Source organism: Microbacterium sp. Cr-K20 (assembly GCF_000708325.1).
In the GTDB taxonomy this organism is placed as follows: Bacteria; Actinomycetota; Actinomycetes; order Actinomycetales; family Microbacteriaceae; genus Microbacterium.
Map to the genome: position 1 here is coordinate 105,184 of NZ_JARE01000047.1, position 16,009 is coordinate 121,192.

Consider the following 16,009-nt stretch of genomic DNA (forward strand, 5'->3'; position numbering starts at 1 on the left):
CAGGAGGTCACGGGGCTTTTTCGTGTGCGGGAACGGCGTGTCACTCCACCGTCTGCGTATAGGGCACCGCCAGCACAGCATCCGCATATCCCGCTGCCGAGAACCGGATCGTGATGATGCCGTCCCAGAAGGAGGTCCCTCCGTTCGGTGTCTCCGCGCCGAACATGAATGCCGCCTCAGGGTCGGCGAGATAGGTCGAAACGGTCGGCACCGTCAGAGTGCCTGCCGCGATGACGGTGCTGAAGACGAACACGCTGTACAGCTGGTCGTCTGCAGCGCCCTGCAGGAGTGTCCACCCGCTGATGCCTCCATCTTGGGAGGGAGACCCTCCGTCGTAGAGGTAGAGCCCCTGTGCGCCGGAGTTGGCACCGGTGCCCTGCCAGGAGATGGTCGCTGTGACCTGTGTAGGAGCGGCGGGCGCCGGCGAAAGGGCGAGCTGACCGCTCAGGGTGAACTCGGAACTCCACTGCGGGCCCGTGAAGGCGAGGACCACGCCGGTTGCGTCGATCGCGCCTCCGCTCGCCGCTTGGGCCGGTGTGGCTGCCGTGAGCGCGATCACGGGGACCGACCACGCCGCCGCGCCGATGACGGTGCGGCGAGAGATCGTGGGACGCGCAGGGAGAGGGCGTTCGTCGGGCACGGAGCATCCTTCGGGGAGAGGTGAAGCGGTCCGACAGCAGAAGGGCCTCGGAGCGAGCAAGAGAGTAGCAGAGGCAAGCGGCCGGGGAGGCGCGAACGGCACCCGCTGGTTCCGACGGGGACCTATATTGAGGTCTGTGGAATCGACCCCCGAAACTCTCGCGACCGGTCTCACCCGAGCGGAGGTGGCCGAACGCGTCGCGGCCGGGAAGACGAACGCCTTCGTGGCGGACACGAGCCGCAGCGCGTGGAGCATCGTGCGGGCGAACGTCTTCACGCTGTTCAACGGCATCGTCTTCGCGTGTTTCTTCATCCTCTTCCTGGTCGGGCGGTGGCAGGATGCGCTCTTCGGGCTCGCCGCCTTCGCGAACGCCATCATCGGCTGTGTTCAGGAGTTCCGAGCGAAGTCGGCTCTCGACCGCCTGGCACTGATGAACGCACCGCGCGCTCTGGTGCTCAGGGAAGCTGCGGAGGCGGAGATCGCCCCCACCGATGTCGTCCTCGACGACGTGCTGGTCCTGCGCGCCGGCGAGCAGGTGCCGGCCGACGCCAGAATACTCACGGCGCGCGGGCTGCAGATCGATGAGTCGATGCTCACGGGCGAGTCCGACCCGGTGGAGAAGCAGCCGGGCGACGAGGCGCTTTCGGGCGCGGTGGTCGTCGCCGGCGAGGGAACCGCGCAAGCGACCCGTGTGGGCGCCGACTCGTACGCCAACCACTTCGCGGGCGAAGCGAAGCGTTTCTCGCTCGTCTCCAGCGAGCTCCGCTCGTCGGTCAACCGGGTCCTGAAGTGGGTGAGCTGGGTGATCGGACCGGTGGGGCTGCTCGTCCTGAACGCGCAGATCATCGTCACGGGCGGGTACGCCACCGTGTTCTCCAGCGGCGCCTGGGTGCAGGCCGTCGTGAACACGATCGCCGCGCTGACGGCGATGATCCCGCTCGGGCTGGTGCTCATGACGAGCATCGCCTTCGCCGTCGGTGCGTCGAAACTGGCACGCAGGCAGGTTCTGGTGAATGAGCTGCCCGCGGTCGAAGGGCTCGCCCGGGTCGACGTCGTATGTCTCGACAAGACCGGCACCCTCACCGTGGGGGAGATAGGGTTCGACGAAGCGCACGGACTCTCCGGGCTCACGTCGGAGCGTGCGGAGGCGGCAGCGGCGGCGCTGGGCTGGTATGCCGCCTCTCCGGATGCGAATGCCACGGCGCGATCGATGCGAGCGGTGTATCCGGCCGAGTCTCCGCTCGCGGTCGCGGACTACATCCCCTTCTCCTCCGCACGCAAGTGGAGCGCAGTCTCCTTCGAACAGGTCGCCGGGACCTGGGTGATGGGTGCACCGGAGATGGTGTTCGGCGATGCAGCGACATCCGACGAGACCGAACTCGGGCGCACGGTCACCGCGCTCGCAGAGACCGGCCGACGCACGTTGGTCCTCGGCTACGCGGAATCGGCGTTGTCCGAGGCGGATGTCGACTCCGAGCGGCTTCCGGATGGTGTGGTCGCGGCCATCGTCCTCACCTTCCGGGAGCAGGTACGCCCCGACGCCGCCCAGACGCTCGAGTACTTCGCGCGGCAGGATGTGGGCATCCGGATCATCTCGGGCGACAACCCGCGCACGGTCGCGGCGATCGCGCGAGAGGTGGGAGTGGACGTCGCGGAGGGCTTCGACGCACGTCGCCTTCCCGATGATGACGCCGAACTCGCAGACGTGCTCGAAACCAACTTGGTTTTCGGACGCGTCTCACCCGAGCAGAAGAAGCGCATGGTCGCGGCCCTGCAGAGTCGCGGGCACACCGTGGCGATGACCGGTGACGGCGTCAACGACGCCCTCGCGATCAAGGCCGCCGACATCGGTATCGCCATGAACACGGGATCGCCCGCCACGAAGGCGGTGGCGCGATTGGTGCTGCTCGACGGGCAGTTCTCGCACCTGCCCGATGTCGTCGCGGAAGGGCGTCAGGTCATCGCGAACATCGAACGCGTATCGATGCTCTTCCTGAACAAGACCGTGTACGCCACACTTCTCGCGATCATCTTCGGGGTGTTCGTGCTGGAGTTCCCGTTCCTCCCGCGCCAGCTCTCCATCACCGACGGTCTCACCATCGGCATCCCGGCGTTCTTCCTCGCGCTGATGCCCAACGCGGCACGTTATGTGCCCGGATTCCTCCGGCGATCGTTGAGCTTCGCCATTCCCTCGGGGATCATCGTCGCGCTCGGTCTCACGTGGTTCACCTTCGTCGCGCGCGGGCTCGAGGCGCACGAGGAGCAGCTGCGCACCGGAGCGACCGTCATCCTCGCCGTCGTCGGCATCTGGGTGCTGGCCGTGCTCGCCCGCCCCCTCAATCGCTTCAAGGTGCTGGTCGTGGGTGCGATGTTCATCCTGCTCATCGCCGTGTTCTCGCTTCCCCTCGCTCGTCAGTTCTTCGTCCTCGTCGATCCGGGGGAAGACCTCGCGATCGCGCTCACCGGGATCACAATCGTGATGATCGCGGCGATCGAGGTCGTGCGCATCGTGCATCGTCGGCTCGTCCTGAGAGAGGAGCCCACGACGGCGCGTGCACAGGCGCCCGAGCCGGGCAGCGGTACCGAGCGTGGGCTGGCGGCCGTCATCACGACGACGGTCGCCGTGCTCTCGTACGTGTTCGGAATCCTCGCCACGGGCTTCGGCATCCTGGTCTTCCTCGGGCGCTACGACCCGGACGTGAGCGCCTCCGCGTTCTCGCTCGCGGGCGCGGCCATCGCGCTGTTCGGTCTCCTGGTGTTCGCGGTCGCCGCCGGTATCCGCCGGGGGAGCGGGCTCTCGCGGCTGTTGCTCACGCTCTTCCTCGGGGTCGTGCTCGCACTCAGTGCAATCGTGCTCGTCTTCGGAGACCGGTGGGACTGGGGAGCAGCCGTCACTGCCGTGGTCGCCGCCCTCATCGTCGTCCTGCTCTGGACACCACCGGTCGCCCGGGGTTTCCGGCCCGTCCTGGAGAGTTCGATGGGGAGTACGGCGCCGTAGCGATGTCGCGAGCTCGAGCGGCGCTCAGCCGGTCCACTCGATGAGGATCAGCCCCTGACGCGTGTCCGCGAAGCGCACCCATCCGTCGCCGAACAGATACGTCATCCCGTATCCGTCCTCATCGAGTCCCATCGCGTATCGCGGATCTTCCGTGAAGTACACCCCGTCCGGGCCGTCCTCGCGCTTCCACCCCTCGGAGAGCAAACCGGACTGGGCCTGCGCGGCGTCCTCCGAACTCAGAGATGCCCAGCCATAGAGCTGACCGTGGTCGGACGCGACGCTGTAGTCGGCCCAGAAGCACAGCAGCCCGTCGGTCAGCGCCACCCCGCCGACGACGAACTCCTTCGACTGCGCGGTCCATCCCATATCCGTGAACACGGAAACCGTTCCCGCCGAGATCATGGATTCACACGTGAGCTCGCCGGGAGTCTCCGGGACGCTGGAGCTCACCGGCTCGGGGCTCGGAGCCGGGCTCGGGCGGACCGCATCCGATGTGGGTGAGGCCTGCGGCCCCGCAGGTGCTCCGCATGCCGTCAGGGCGACGAGAAGCACCAGGGCGCCTGCGGCGGCGGAGATGATGCGGAGGGTCATCCTGTGCCTCGTGGGTTCGGATCAGTCGTGCATGAGCTTCAGGAACTCATCGTGGAGCGTGCCGTTGGTGGCGAGTGTCGAGCGCGCCGATATCGTCTCAGCGCCGTCGGCGGCGGTCATCCGCCCGCCGGCCTCCCGGATGATCGGCACGGCAGCGGCGATGTCGTATTCCTTGACATCGAATTCGGCGACCATGTCGATTCGCCCTTCGGCGAGAAGCATGTAGGAGTACACGTCGCCGTAGGCGCGATCGCGCCAGACGCGTGCCGCGACTCGGAGGAGGGAGTCGAGCCGTCCCGCGTCGGACCACTGCGCGATGCTCTGGAAGCTCACACTGGCATCGTCGAGCGATGACACGGTGGAGATCTGGAGTCGGCGGGGCTCGCCGTCGGTCGCGGTCCAGGAGCCTTCGCCGGCGGCTCCCCACCAGCGCCTACCCAGTGCGGGCATGCTGACGACACCGACCTGGGGGACGCCATCGATCGCGAGAGCGATCATCGTGCCCCACAAGGGAACGCCGCGGAGGAAGTTCGCCGTGCCGTCGATGGGGTCGATGATCCACTGGCGATGCGTCCCGCCCTGCGCGCCGAACTCCTCGCCGAAGATCCCGTCGTCGGGTCGCTCGGTCTCGAGGATGGTGCGGATCGCACGCTCCGTCGCGAGGTCGGCGTCGGTCACGTGCGACTTGTCGGCCTTGGTGGAGATCTCCAGGTCGGCCGCATCGAACCGCGGGAGCGACTGGGCGTCGGCGGCGTCGGCGAGGCGGAGCGCGAGGAGGAGATCGCTGCGCAGGTCATCGGCGTGAGGGGAGGCGGTCACGCTCCCAGGATAGTCGGCGGAACAACGGGCGCTGAGGGCCGAACGGCCATGTTTCCGAGTGCGACGGGCACCGGCACGCCCGGGCCCACCTCGATTTCGCATGGGGGCGGTCGGCTGGTAATGTAATTCCTCGGTCGGGGTTATCCCGGGCCACGCACCTCTAGCTCAATCGGCAGAGCAACTGACTCTTAATCAGTGGGTTCTCGGTTCAAGTCCGAGGGGGTGCACGGAACAGCCTCAGAAACTCTCGCCAGTTTCTGGGGCTTTTCTGCTTTCTTGTGCACGCGGTCCGCTTATCGATCCGGACAGGCCCGCGAAGTCCGGGTTTCTGAGGGCTTGCAGAGAATGCCGGTGTACCGCGTAATGGGCTCTCGTCGAGGCCGTCTCTCACACGGGGACAACCGCGTCACCGCCATCGGATGCGTCGCTGCGCAGCAGCACGGCCGAGGCGGTGAGGCTTCGACAAGAAACTGGGGAACACCGTGTACAGAAGTAATCGGCGCGCGCGATCGCGCCGCGCATCCATCACGTTCGTCGCCGCCGCTGCGGCGGCACTCACCGCTGTGGTCACGGGCGTGGGCGCCGGCGCAGCCATCGCTGCCGAGTACGACCATCCCGCGGCCATCGATCCTGCGTCGATCACGGTGACCACCGTGGACGGCGATGAGACTCTGGCGCAGTTCGATCAGGTGCGCGTGGACGCGGACTGGTCGGTGCCGGATGGCGCTCTCGGCGGCGAGACGTTCGGGTTCACGCTTCCGCGTGAGTTCGCCCGAACCGGCCTGACATTCTCGGTCCCCTCGACCGAGGACCCGACGGAGATCGTGGCCGAATGCGCCGTCAGCAGCGACGCGGCACCGGTGGTGACCTGCACCCTCACCGACTACGTGAACGGACGCACGGGCGTCAACGGTTCGCTGTGGTTCCTGGCCAGCGCCGACGAGCAGACCTCGGAGACGACCGTGGAGTTCGTCGTCGACGGCAAGACCACGCGCGTCGACATCCCGGGCGGTGGGATCACGCCTCTTCCGCCTCTGCCCACGGAGCCTCAGAAGGTGTCATGGCAGACGGACGACGGCAGCATCGCGTGGCAGCTCGAGCTTCCGGGCGCGAGCTTTCCCGGCGTCGAGTCGATCGTCGTCGACGATGTGCTGACCGCGCCGAACGGTGAAGTCGCAGAGCATCACAACCAAGACGGCCAGCTCGCGGTCTGGAGCACCGACGCAGACCAGCAGGACTACCGGACGATCACGAACTGGACCGGTGCCTGGAACGAGGGCGGCACGGCGTTCCACCTCGAGATCCCGGGTGCGATCGATCCCGCACGGACGTACTTCGTCAAGTACCTCACGGTACCGAGCACTCAGGCGGACGGGACCTCATTCAGCAATGTCGCCAATGTCAACGGAGTGGTGCTGCAGGACCGAGAGGTCTGGCAGGTCACGGGTGGCGGCACCGGAGACGGAACTGCCACCGGTGCGTTCACCTTGACCAAAGCTGTGGGCGGCTCCGGAGTGACGGGTGTGCCGGTCAACGCCGAGTACACGGTCCGCTACAGCTACGGCGACCCGGTGGTGGAGAAGACCGTCGTGGTGACCGCGGGAGCGGCGACCGCTCCTGTGCGCCTCCCCGCCGGCACCGTCGTCACGCTCGAGGAGCTCACCCCGCCGGCCATCGACGGCATCGAATGGGGCACACCGGTGTTCTCGGGCACCGGAGTGCGCGCGACCGCGGACGGCGGGGCACAGATCACCGTCTACGGGGGTTCGACGCTCGCGATCACGCTCACCAACACCGCGACGGAGAAGCCGCCGGTGGTCCCGCCGACCACGCCTCCCACGCCGGCGACGCCCGTGACGCCGCCGACCGATGTGACGCCTCCGATGGAGTTGCCGTTGACCGGCGATTCCCTCGCCACGACCGGTGGCGATGTGCCGGCGGTCATGCTCTGGGGCGCCGGCGCCGCGCTTCTGCTCGGCATCGCGCTGACCACTCTGGCTGCCGTGCGCGCTCGACGGCGCGAGCCCCAGGGCTGATCCTTGCATCGGGGTCGAGGTCGTCGGAGCACCTGCTTCGCGGTCTCGACCCCGCCGCGTGCGTGGAGAGTCACGCGGCAGGAGACCGCCCTCCGGGAAGCTCGAGGCAATCTCAAGCCACGGCGATGACCGTGCCCCCGGTGATGAGGCGCAGCTGGTCGAACGTGAGCGGCATGACGGTGTGCGGGTGGCCGGCTGCGGCCCACAGCTCGTCATGTTCCTGGAGCACGTCGTCGAGGAAGGTGCGCAGCGGGGCCGGATGCCCGGCCGGTGCGACGCCGCCGATGGCCTGGCCCGTCGCCGCGCGGACGATGGATGCCGGTGCCATCGACACATCCCGCGCACCGATGCTCGCGGTGAGTACGGCGAGGTCCGCCCGGTGGCCACCGCTGGTCATGACGAGAACCGGCTCCCCGTCAGCGATGAACACGAGGCTGTTCGCGATCGCGGCGACGTCGCACCCGATCGCCGCGGCTGCGGCGGTCGCCGTGCGCGCGGAATCCGGCAGGACGCGGATGGTGGTGTCGACTCCGGCGGCCGAAAGGTGCTGCTGTACGACTCTGCTGCGCTCGGTAAGGGGCGTCTCTTCGCTCATCGCCCCACGATATCGGGAGGGGAGTGTCGGTGCCGGATCGGGCGTCGGCGGCCGATCCGGCACCGACATTACGCCTCAGGCGGCGTCGCCCACGAGGATCGCCGCGGCATCCTCAGCGGCGGCGTCTTCAGGCTCGTCGTCGATGTGCGCGAGCACGCGCCGGCCGAGGAACACCGTCAGCGCTGCGATGAGGACAGACGCCGCCGCGAACAGGTACGGCACTGTCGCGTTGAACGCGTGCCACAGGAGCGCCGCGATCGGGGGAGCCATCGCGCCACCGAGGAAACGCACCGCGGAGTAGGCGGAGGAGGCCACGGACCGGGGGAGGTCCGTGGCCTCCATGACCGCTTCGGTCAGCACGGTGTTCATCACGCCGAGCAGCAGACCGCCGATGACGATACACGTGACGAGGGCGGCCGCGTTCCCGACGACGAGCCCGGCGGCGACGAGGTCGAGCGCCAGCAGAGGAAGGACCACGAGGATGATCCGCGTGCGCGGCATGCGGCGCATCAGCACCGGTGCCACCCAGACGCTCGTGACCGCGAGTGCGACACCCCAACCGAAGAACGTGAATCCGATCCCCATCGCGCCGAAGCCCAGGGGGAACGGCGAGAACGCCAGCAGCACGAAGAAGCCGATGTTGTAGAACAGTGCGGCGACCGCGAGGATGGCGAGCGCGGGGCGCCGGAGGGCCGTGAACGGGGCCGAGAAGGGCACCGGGATCCGCTTCTCGCCCGGCCCGCGCAACAGCACGAGAACGGCGACGAAAGCGAACGCCATCAGCACGACGACGCCGAAGAACGGGCCGCGCCAGCTCTGCTCTCCGAGGATGCCACCGAGCAGCGGTCCGACCGCGATGCCGAGGCCGAGCGCGGCCTCGTACAGGATGATCGCGGCGCTGCTGCCGCCGGATGCCGACCCGACGATCGTCGCGAGGGCTGTCGAGATGAACAGCGCATTGCCGAGACCCCAGCCGGCACGGAAGCCGATGACGGCGTCGACGCTGCCGCTCAGAGCACACAAGAGTGCGAAGACGACGATGAGTGCGAGCCCGATGAGCAGCGTTGCCTTGGCGCCGATGCGGCTGGAGATCCAGCTGGTCACCAGCATCGCGAGGCCGGTCACCAGCAGGTAGCTGGTGAAGAGCAGTTCGGTCTCCACCGGTGAGGCCTGAAGCGACTCCGCGATCGCGGGGAGGATCGGATCGACGAGCCCGATTCCCATGAAGGCGACGACGCAGGCGAAGGCGACGGCCCAGACCTGCGCCGGCTGCTTCCACACCGAGGGGGTGGCGGTGGTGTTCACCGAGATTCTCCTGTTCGTTCCGTGGCGGTGTGCGCGGCGAGGATCTCCGCCGCGCGGGTGAGAGCGGACCAGTCGCCGTCGTTCAGGGCGGCGAACCGCGGCGCGAGGATCTCGCGGAACTCCGCGCGCCAGGTCGCGACGGCGGCGGTGCCCTGAGGGGTGATGTCGACGACGATCGCTCGCGAATCGTCCGGGTCGGGGGAGCGGAGCACGAGCCCCTCGCGCTCCAGCAGGCCGAGGAGGCGGGTCATGCCGGGTTGGGTGGTGCGCGCAGCGGCGGCCAGTTCGCCCACGCGCCTGGCACCCTCCTGCTCGAGGAGACTCAGCACCCGCCACTGCGCGGCGGGCGCGTCGTTGCCGGCGTCCTGCGCCGCAATGCGACCCAGGGCGTATCCGGAGAGCACCAGCGAAGCGATGACGTCCGTACGATTCATACCAAAGAGTATATATCGGATGGTATGTATGGAGGGTCAGCGCCGGGCGTTGGCTATCCTCGCCGAGAGCTGATGGGCGTGCGCCAGCAGGGTGCGACCGAGTTCCGCCATGCGATCCGGGCCGAAGCGGAACTCGACACCGGTCAGACTGAGGGCCCACTCCGGGCGCCCGGATCGATCGAAGACGGCGGCGCCGATTCCCCAGCTGCCCTCGACGATCAGGCCCGGGTTGACGGCGTATCCGCGTTCCTTGGTCTCTGCCAATCGGGTGCGCAGCGCGCGCGGTCGGTGTGTCGGCCCCCATGCGCTCTCGAGGTCGGGGTGCCGCTCCAGATACGTGTCCACATCATGGTCAGGGAGGAACGCCAGGATCGCGAGACCCGCGCTGGCGACGCCGAGGGGGAACCTCACGCCCTCGCTCAGGACGAAGGAGCGGATGGGGAAGGAGCCTTCCTCCCGAAGCAGGCACACCGTCTCATCCGCTCGCCGCACGGAGAAGAACGCGCTCTCCTCGGTCTTGACCGCCAGCGACCGGACGATGTCCCGCGCGAGGGCGGTCACGTCGTAGCGCGTAGCGGCAACCGAGCCCATCAGAAACAGCTCGGGGCCGGGCATCCAGCGGGTGCTGTCCTCGTCGCGGTCGACGAGCCCCTCGAGTTTGAGTGCACTGAGCAAGCGATGGGCGGTCGAGCGCGACAGCTCGGCAGCACGTGCGAGATCTTGGAGGGAGGCGCCGTCCGCACCGGCGGCCGTCACGAGCCGGAGCAGGCGCGCGGCCCGAGCGATGGCCTGTGCACCGGGGACGGAGCGCGCGGTCGATTCCATATCGTGGACGCTACCTCCGTATCTGACCACATCGCAAGACGTGATCGTTGCGCCGGGGGCCGAAGAGCGGATGCTGGAGTGAGGCACGAATTCGAAGGAGCAGACGTGATCGACAAGCAATGGGACTCGGCAGCGCACGCCGTGTCCGACATTCCCGACGGAGCCTCGTTGGCGGTCGGCGGGTTCGGGCTGTCCGGTAACCCGATCGCGCTCATCGAAGCTCTGCTGGCCCAGGGCACGAAAGATCTCAGCGTCGTGAGCAACAACTGCGGCGTGGACGACTGGGGACTCGGGGTGCTGCTCGCCGCGCAGCGCATCCGCAAGATGACATCGTCGTACGTGGGGGAGAACAAGGAGTTCGAGCGCCAATTCCTGAGCGGCGAACTCGAGCTCGAACTCACTCCCCAGGGAACGCTGGCCGAGAAGCTGCGGGCCGGTGGATCGGGGATCGCGGCCTTCTACACGCAGACGGGTGTGGGCACCCAGGTCGCAGAAGGAGGGCTGCCCCGCCGATACAACGCGGACGGCACGATCGCCGTCGCCTCCCCGGTGAAGGACGTCCGAACATTCGAGGTCGATGGCTCGCCGGCGGACTTCGTGCTCGAGGAGGCGATCACCACGGACTTCTCGCTCGTGCACGCTTCCCGCGGCGATCGCCACGGAAACCTCGTCTTCAACAAGGCGGCGCGCAACTTCAACCCGCTGGCCGCGATGGCCGGACGCACCTGCATCGCTCAGGTCGAACAGCTCGTGGAGCCGGGTGAGCTCGATCCGGACAGCATCCACCTTCCCGGCGTCTTCGTGCATCGCATCGTCGAGGTGGGCACGGACATCCCCAAGCGCATCGAGCGGCGCACCGTCGCCGTGGAAGGAGCCTGAGATGGCACTCACACGAGACCAGATGGCGGCCCGCGCGGCAGCCGAGCTGGAGGACGGTTCCTACGTCAATCTCGGAATCGGGTTGCCGACGCTCGTGCCCAACCACGTGCCGAGCGACGTCACGGTGGTGCTCCAATCCGAGAACGGGATTCTCGGCGTCGGGCCCTACCCGCACGAAGACGCCGTGGACCCCGACCTCATCAACGCGGGTAAAGAGACGGTCACGACCCTGCCCGGTGCGGCGTTCTTCGACTCGGCCACCAGCTTCGGGATGATCCGCGGCGGCAAGATCGATGCCGCGATCCTCGGCGCGATGCAGGTCTCGACGAGTGGGGATCTCGCGAACTGGATGATCCCGGGCAAGATGGTGAAGGGCCCCGGCGGTGCAATGGATCTCGTGCACGGTGCTGCTCGGGTGATCGTGCTGATGGACCACGTGGCCAGGGACGGATCGGCCAAGATCGTGGACGAGTGCTCGCTGCCGCTGACCGGTCGCGGAGTGGTCGACCGGATCATCACGGACCTGGCCGTGATCGACGTCACGCCCGAGGGGCTGACGCTCGTCGAGACGGCCCCGGGAGTCAGCGTGGACGAGGTCATCGCCGCGACCGAGCCGGCGCTCACCATCCATCCGGATCTCCTCCACGAAAGGACCTCGCATCATGAATGACAACGACATCGTCATCGTCGCCGCTGCTCGCACACCGCAGGGGCGACTGAAGGGGCAGCTGGCGGCCTTCACCGCTCCTCAGCTCGGCTCTTTCGCCATCAGAGGCGCGCTGGAGCAGGGCGCCATCGATCCGGGTGACGTCCACGCGGTGATCGTCGGACAGGTGCTGGCGGCGGGCTCGGGTCAGAACGCCGCTCGGCAGGCGGCGATCAGTGCCGGGATCGGCTGGGACGTGCCGGCCCACTCCGTGAACAAGGTCTGCCTGTCGGGATTGACCGCGATCATCGACGCCGCTCGGATGATCCGCACCGGCGACGCCGAGGTGGTGGTCGCCGCCGGGATGGAGTCGATGACGCGGGCACCGCACATGCTGATGGGCTCGCGCGACGGCTGGGCGTACGGCAGCGTCGAGGTGCTCGATCACATGGCCTACGACGGTCTGACCGACGCCTACGACCGCGAGAGCATGGGCGCGTCGACGGAGCGCCACAACGCGCGATACGAGCTCACCCGAGAGGCGCAGGACCGTGTCGCCGCGCTCTCTCACCAACGCGCGGCCGCTGCCCAGGAAACGGGAGTGTTCGAGGCCGAGATCGTCGCCGTCGACGTGCCACAGCGCCGGGGTGAGCCGGTTCGCGTGACGAAGGATGAAGGGGTGCGCCCCGACACGACGGTCGAGATCCTCGGTGGGCTGCGGGCGGCCTTCGCGGAGGGCGGATCGATCACCGCGGGGAACTCGTCTCAGATCTCCGACGGCGCATCGGCCGTGGTCGTCACCGCGCGACGCACGGCCGCGGCCAAGGGCTGGTCGGTGCTCGCCACCGTCGGTGCCAGCGGTCAGACGGCCGGCCCGGACAATTCCCTGCAGGCGCAGCCGGCGCGTGCGATCGAGCGTGCGTGCGAGAAGCAGGGAATCGCACCCTCGGATCTCGATCTGGTGGAGATCAACGAAGCATTCGGCGCGGTCGTGGCCCGCTCACAGGTCGAGCTCGGGCTGGACGAGGACATCGTGAACATCCACGGCGGCGGGATCGCGATCGGACACCCGATCGGTGCATCCGGCAACCGACTCGTGGTGCACGCGGTGCACGAGCTCGTGCGTCGCGGTGGCGGAACCGCCGCGGTCGGCCTGTGCGGCGGCGGCGGTCAGGGCGAGGCGTTGATCCTCACACGGTGAACGATGCGCTCGGGGCGCGCGGTGTCAGTGCCGTGCGTCCTTGGCGTGATCCTGCGTGTCGGCGAGGGCCTTCTGCGAGCGGAACTGGAGCCGCTGGGCCTTCTTCGCCTTCTTGACCGACTGCGGCGAGTCGGCATCGACGAGCACACCGCGTCGTTCGCGGTTCATGTCGATCACTGCACCGACGGCGAGCGCCATCGTGATGCCCCAGCTCAGCCAGGACAGCAGGGAGCGCCAGGTGATCGGCTGCTCGCGGGTGCCGCGTAGCAGCGAGACTCCTGCAGAGATCGCAGCGACGAGTCCGGTGCTGAAGAGGTAGCGCATGCCCCCACGCTACCTTCCCGTGCCCCAGGTCGTCCCGAGCCTTGACAAGCCCTCCCTGATCCTGTCAGGGGCGTAGGTCGTGAACGACAGGCGGAGCGTCCGCCGATCGGGCGTTCCGGAGTAGAACGAGACCCCGGGTACGTAGGCGACATCGTGGGCCAGGGCGCGCCCGAGCGACTCGGCGGCATCCATCCCCTCGGGCAGCCGTGCCCAGACGAACATGCCGCCGTCGGGATGGTTCCAGGTGCTGCCGGTCGGCAGAACGGTGGGCAGGGCGTCGAGCATCGCGTCGCGCCGGGCGGAGTACACCTCGCGGATGCGCGTGAGCGCGGGCTCCCCGCGGCCCGAGAGGAGGTAATGGGCGGCTGCTGCCTGGTCGATGGTGGAGGTGTGGAGGTCGGCGGCCTGCTTCGCGATCGTCACGGCGGGGCGGATATCAGGGGTCGTGCGGATCCATCCGATGCGCAGCCCCGGCGCGATCACCTTCGAAAAGCTGCCGAGGCTGATCACCTGCGCCGGTGCGAGCTCGGCCAGCGAGGGGAGGGCCTCACCCGAGTACCGCAGTTGGCGGTAGGGCTCGTCCTCGATGATGCGGAATCCCCGCCGCTGTGCGATGGCGGCGATGTGCCGGCGGGCATCGAGCCCGTGCGTGCGGCCGGTGGGATTCTGGAAAGTGGGGACCGTGTAGAAGAACTTCGGGCTGTGCTCGGCGGCGAGCCTGTCCAGCGCTTCGAGATCCAGCTCGCCGCCGTCATAGGGGACACCGATGACCCGCGCGCCGGCCAACGCGAAGGTCTGCAGCGCCGCGAGGTAGCACGGTTCCTCGACCAGGATCGTGTCGCCGGGATCGAGAAGCGTCGTCGAGATCAGGCCGAGCCCCTGCTGCGAACCCGTCGTGATGATGAGGTCGGATGCCGCGGTGGGCAATCCGACCGCCGAGTAGCGCCGGGCGACTTCCTCCCGGAGCCGGGCGTCTCCCTCGGACGTGGAGTACTGGAGCACAGAGGGGGAGTCGAGGACCGCGTCGAACGCCGCCCGGATGCCGGCGACGTCGAACAACTCGGGCGCGGGGAGACCGCCGGCGAACGAGATGACCTCCGGGCGCTCGGTCAGCGCGAGAAGGTCGCGCACCGGCGAGGTCTTGGCGTTTCCTGCGCGCTGCGAACGCGGAGGGAGGGTGAGTGCGGCGGCAGCGGCATGCGGGGCAGTGGTCAACGGAGGTTCTTCCTCGGAGGAGTGAGTGCGGGGACAGCGGTGCGGCGGTGTCGCCCAGGATAGACCCGTCCCGAAACGCTCATCTCTCGGGCACTTCCCGGGACCATCCGCTATCCTGGGGTCGTCGCGGCTCGCCCGCGGCCGCACAAACCGTGTATCTACCGGCCGTCGGCATCCCCGGCGGACAGCGGCGGCACCCGACATCGCGTCTTCGACGCGCGAGAGCCATGACACACGCATCAGCACCCCCGCAGATCACCGAGCCGAGCCCGAGCCTTCTCCGTCTCGCCGGATTCCCCTACTTCCTCATCGCCTTCATCGCGCGACTTCCGTTCGCCATGATGGTCGTCGGCGTCCTGACCGTCGTCGTGTCGGCCCGCGGCTCGCTCTCGCTGGGTGGGCTCACCTCGGCCGCCGTCGGTCTGGGAACGGCGTGCTTCGGCCCCCTTCTCGGCGCCGCCGCCGACCGGTTCGGCCAGCGGGTAGTCCTGGTCGTGCTCGCGCTGGCCAACGGCGCGATGCTCCTGCTCTTCACCTTCGTGGTCTACGGGGAAGCCGCAGACGGCTTCGTGCTGTTGGCGGCGGTCGGGATCGGCGCCACGGCACCGCAGGTCGCGCCGCTCTCGCGCTCACGTCTGGTCACGATCATCGCCGATCGAATGCCGGAGGCGCGTCGCGCGAAGACCGTCTCCGGGACGATGGCCTACGAGTCCGCGGCGGATGAGACCGTGTTCGTCTTCGGGCCGTTCCTGGTCGGCATCCTGGCGTCCGCGTTCGCTCCCTGGGCTCCGCTGGTGGGCGCCGCCGTGCTCACCGTCGTCTTCGTCGGCGCGTTCGCGCTGCACCCCAGCGGACGTCACGTGTCGCAGGACCGCGACGCGGATGGCAGAGCCCCGTCAGCGGTCTCGGAGCTGTTCCGGCCGCAGCTGCTCATCGTCGTCCTCGGCATTCTCGGCGTGGGGATCTTCTTCGGGACGATGCTCACCTCGCTGACGTCGTTCATGGCTGACCGCGGTGCACCCGAGCAGGCCGGGCTGCTCTACGGCGTGATGGGCGTCGGGTCGGCGGTGCTCGCGTTGGGCGTCGCCTGGCTTCCTCCGTCGTTCTCGATGCGCGCACGGTGGCTCGTCTTCGCCGGCATCCTGCTCGCCGGAACGCTCCTGCTCGGATTCGTCGACTCGCCGGGCACGATGATGCTCGCGCTGGCGATCATGGGAATCGGCATCGGACCCACCCTGGTCACGCAGTACAGCTTCGGGGCCGCCCGCAGCCCGCGTGGTCGCTCGGCGACGGTCATGACGATGCTGGGCTCCGGCGTCGTGGTCGGGCAGTCGATCGGCGCGGCCGTGGCCGGCGAGATCGCCGAGAACGTCGGAACGTCCGCCGCGCTCCTGCTCCCGATGATCGCGGCATTCATCGCCTTCGGCGCGGGAGTGGCGAACTGGGCGCTCAGCAGCGAGCGGCGTACACGTTCGTCGGTGACGGCCTGACCTCCGGCGAC

The 16,009-nt window shown here is 68.5% G+C and carries 15 protein-coding genes and 1 tRNA gene; 7 read left to right on the plus strand and 9 right to left on the minus strand.

Annotated features, from left to right (window positions below; all coding sequences use genetic code 11):
- Positions 1-40: 40 nt before the first annotated feature.
- Positions 41-640 (minus strand): hypothetical protein, encoded by a 600-nt coding sequence (locus GZ67_RS0108610; protein ID WP_029263596.1) that lies wholly within the window; start codon positions 638-640, stop codon positions 41-43.
- Between the two features lie 136 nt (positions 641-776).
- Between GZ67_RS0108610 and GZ67_RS0108615 the strand changes: the two genes are divergently transcribed.
- Positions 777-3,638 carry an HAD-IC family P-type ATPase gene (locus GZ67_RS0108615; RefSeq protein ID WP_029263595.1) on the plus strand — a complete coding sequence of 954 codons (2,862 nt, stop codon included), beginning with the start codon at positions 777-779 and terminating at the stop codon, positions 3,636-3,638.
- 24 nt (positions 3,639-3,662) lie between these two features.
- Here GZ67_RS0108615 and GZ67_RS0108620 read toward each other — a convergent pair whose 3' ends face one another.
- Positions 3,663-4,229 carry a hypothetical protein gene (locus tag GZ67_RS0108620; protein WP_029263594.1) on the minus strand — a complete coding sequence of 189 codons (567 nt, stop codon included), beginning with the start codon at positions 4,227-4,229 and terminating at the stop codon, positions 3,663-3,665.
- A gap of 21 nt (positions 4,230-4,250) precedes the next feature.
- Entirely contained in the window at positions 4,251-5,048 is a 798-nt protein-coding gene (locus GZ67_RS0108625) for an inositol monophosphatase family protein (protein ID WP_029263593.1), read from the minus strand.
- A 154-nt stretch (positions 5,049-5,202) separates the two neighbouring features.
- On the opposite strand from GZ67_RS0108625, the gene GZ67_RS0108630 reads away from it, so the two are divergent.
- Positions 5,203-5,275 (plus strand) — tRNA-Lys (locus GZ67_RS0108630).
- Between the two features lie 255 nt (positions 5,276-5,530).
- On the plus strand, positions 5,531-7,084 hold the full coding sequence (locus GZ67_RS0108635) for an Ig-like domain-containing protein (RefSeq protein ID WP_029263592.1): 1,554 nt from the start codon (positions 5,531-5,533) through the stop codon (positions 7,082-7,084).
- A 112-nt stretch (positions 7,085-7,196) separates the two neighbouring features.
- Here GZ67_RS0108635 and GZ67_RS0108640 read toward each other — a convergent pair whose 3' ends face one another.
- From GZ67_RS0108640 to GZ67_RS0108655, 4 genes are all read right to left on the minus strand, one after another.
- The gene (locus GZ67_RS0108640) at positions 7,197-7,679 is read right to left on the minus strand and encodes a YbaK/EbsC family protein (protein WP_029263591.1); all 483 of its coding nucleotides are present in this window, start codon (positions 7,677-7,679) and stop codon (positions 7,197-7,199) included.
- A 75-nt stretch (positions 7,680-7,754) separates the two neighbouring features.
- Positions 7,755-8,984 (minus strand): MFS transporter, encoded by a 1,230-nt coding sequence (locus tag GZ67_RS0108645; RefSeq protein ID WP_136025887.1) that lies wholly within the window; start codon positions 8,982-8,984, stop codon positions 7,755-7,757.
- The gene (locus GZ67_RS20400; protein ID WP_029263589.1) at positions 8,981-9,418 is read right to left on the minus strand and encodes a MarR family winged helix-turn-helix transcriptional regulator; all 438 of its coding nucleotides are present in this window, start codon (positions 9,416-9,418) and stop codon (positions 8,981-8,983) included. Before GZ67_RS20400 ends, GZ67_RS0108645 begins: the two co-directional genes overlap by 4 nt.
- A gap of 36 nt (positions 9,419-9,454) precedes the next feature.
- A complete protein-coding gene (locus GZ67_RS0108655; RefSeq protein WP_029263588.1) occupies positions 9,455-10,243 on the minus strand; it encodes an IclR family transcriptional regulator in 789 nt (262 codons plus the stop codon).
- A 105-nt stretch (positions 10,244-10,348) separates the two neighbouring features.
- On the opposite strand from GZ67_RS0108655, the gene GZ67_RS0108660 reads away from it, so the two are divergent.
- Genes GZ67_RS0108660 through GZ67_RS0108670 form a run of 3 tightly spaced genes read left to right on the plus strand, consistent with a single transcriptional unit; the run spans position 10,349 to position 12,969 of the window.
- Positions 10,349-11,122 (plus strand): CoA transferase subunit A, encoded by a 774-nt coding sequence (locus GZ67_RS0108660; protein ID WP_029263587.1) that lies wholly within the window; start codon positions 10,349-10,351, stop codon positions 11,120-11,122.
- Between the two features lies 1 nt (position 11,123).
- Positions 11,124-11,792 carry a CoA transferase subunit B gene (locus tag GZ67_RS0108665; protein ID WP_029263586.1) on the plus strand — a complete coding sequence of 223 codons (669 nt, stop codon included), beginning with the start codon at positions 11,124-11,126 and terminating at the stop codon, positions 11,790-11,792.
- Entirely contained in the window at positions 11,785-12,969 is a 1,185-nt protein-coding gene (locus tag GZ67_RS0108670; protein ID WP_029263585.1) for an acetyl-CoA C-acetyltransferase, read from the plus strand. Before GZ67_RS0108665 ends, GZ67_RS0108670 begins: the two co-directional genes overlap by 8 nt.
- Before the next feature lie 24 nt (positions 12,970-12,993).
- On the opposite strand, the gene GZ67_RS0108675 is transcribed toward GZ67_RS0108670, so the two are convergent.
- On the minus strand, positions 12,994-13,293 hold the full coding sequence (locus GZ67_RS0108675; RefSeq protein WP_029263584.1) for a hypothetical protein: 300 nt from the start codon (positions 13,291-13,293) through the stop codon (positions 12,994-12,996).
- Between the two features lie 9 nt (positions 13,294-13,302).
- Positions 13,303-14,508, minus strand: coding sequence for an aminotransferase-like domain-containing protein (locus tag GZ67_RS0108680; protein ID WP_029263583.1), 1,206 nt, complete (start codon positions 14,506-14,508; stop codon positions 13,303-13,305).
- A gap of 227 nt (positions 14,509-14,735) precedes the next feature.
- Here GZ67_RS0108680 and GZ67_RS0108685 point away from each other — a divergent pair, with 227 nt between their 5' ends.
- Positions 14,736-15,998 carry an MFS transporter gene (locus tag GZ67_RS0108685; protein ID WP_029263582.1) on the plus strand — a complete coding sequence of 421 codons (1,263 nt, stop codon included), beginning with the start codon at positions 14,736-14,738 and terminating at the stop codon, positions 15,996-15,998.
- Positions 15,999-16,009: the final 11 nt, after the last annotated feature.

What these genes read in the sequence shown, in the direction of transcription:
- GZ67_RS0108640 (WP_029263591.1), bottom strand. Translation starts at nt 7,679, where the DNA reads ATGAGCGAAGAGACGCCCCTTACCGAGCGCAGCAGAGTCGTACAGCAG.
- GZ67_RS20400 (WP_029263589.1), bottom strand. Translation starts at nt 9,418, where the DNA reads ATGAATCGTACGGACGTCATCGCTTCGCTGGTGCTCTCCGGATACGCC.
- GZ67_RS0108665 (WP_029263586.1), top strand. Translation starts at nt 11,124, where the DNA reads ATGGCACTCACACGAGACCAGATGGCGGCCCGCGCGGCAGCCGAGCTG.
- GZ67_RS0108620 (WP_029263594.1), bottom strand. Translation starts at nt 4,229, where the DNA reads ATGACCCTCCGCATCATCTCCGCCGCCGCAGGCGCCCTGGTGCTTCTC.
- GZ67_RS0108675 (WP_029263584.1), bottom strand. Translation starts at nt 13,293, where the DNA reads ATGCGCTACCTCTTCAGCACCGGACTCGTCGCTGCGATCTCTGCAGGA.
- GZ67_RS0108685 (WP_029263582.1), top strand. Translation starts at nt 14,736, where the DNA reads ATGACACACGCATCAGCACCCCCGCAGATCACCGAGCCGAGCCCGAGC.
- GZ67_RS0108655 (WP_029263588.1), bottom strand. Translation starts at nt 10,243, where the DNA reads ATGGAATCGACCGCGCGCTCCGTCCCCGGTGCACAGGCCATCGCTCGG.
- GZ67_RS0108670 (WP_029263585.1), top strand. Translation starts at nt 11,785, where the DNA reads ATGAATGACAACGACATCGTCATCGTCGCCGCTGCTCGCACACCGCAG.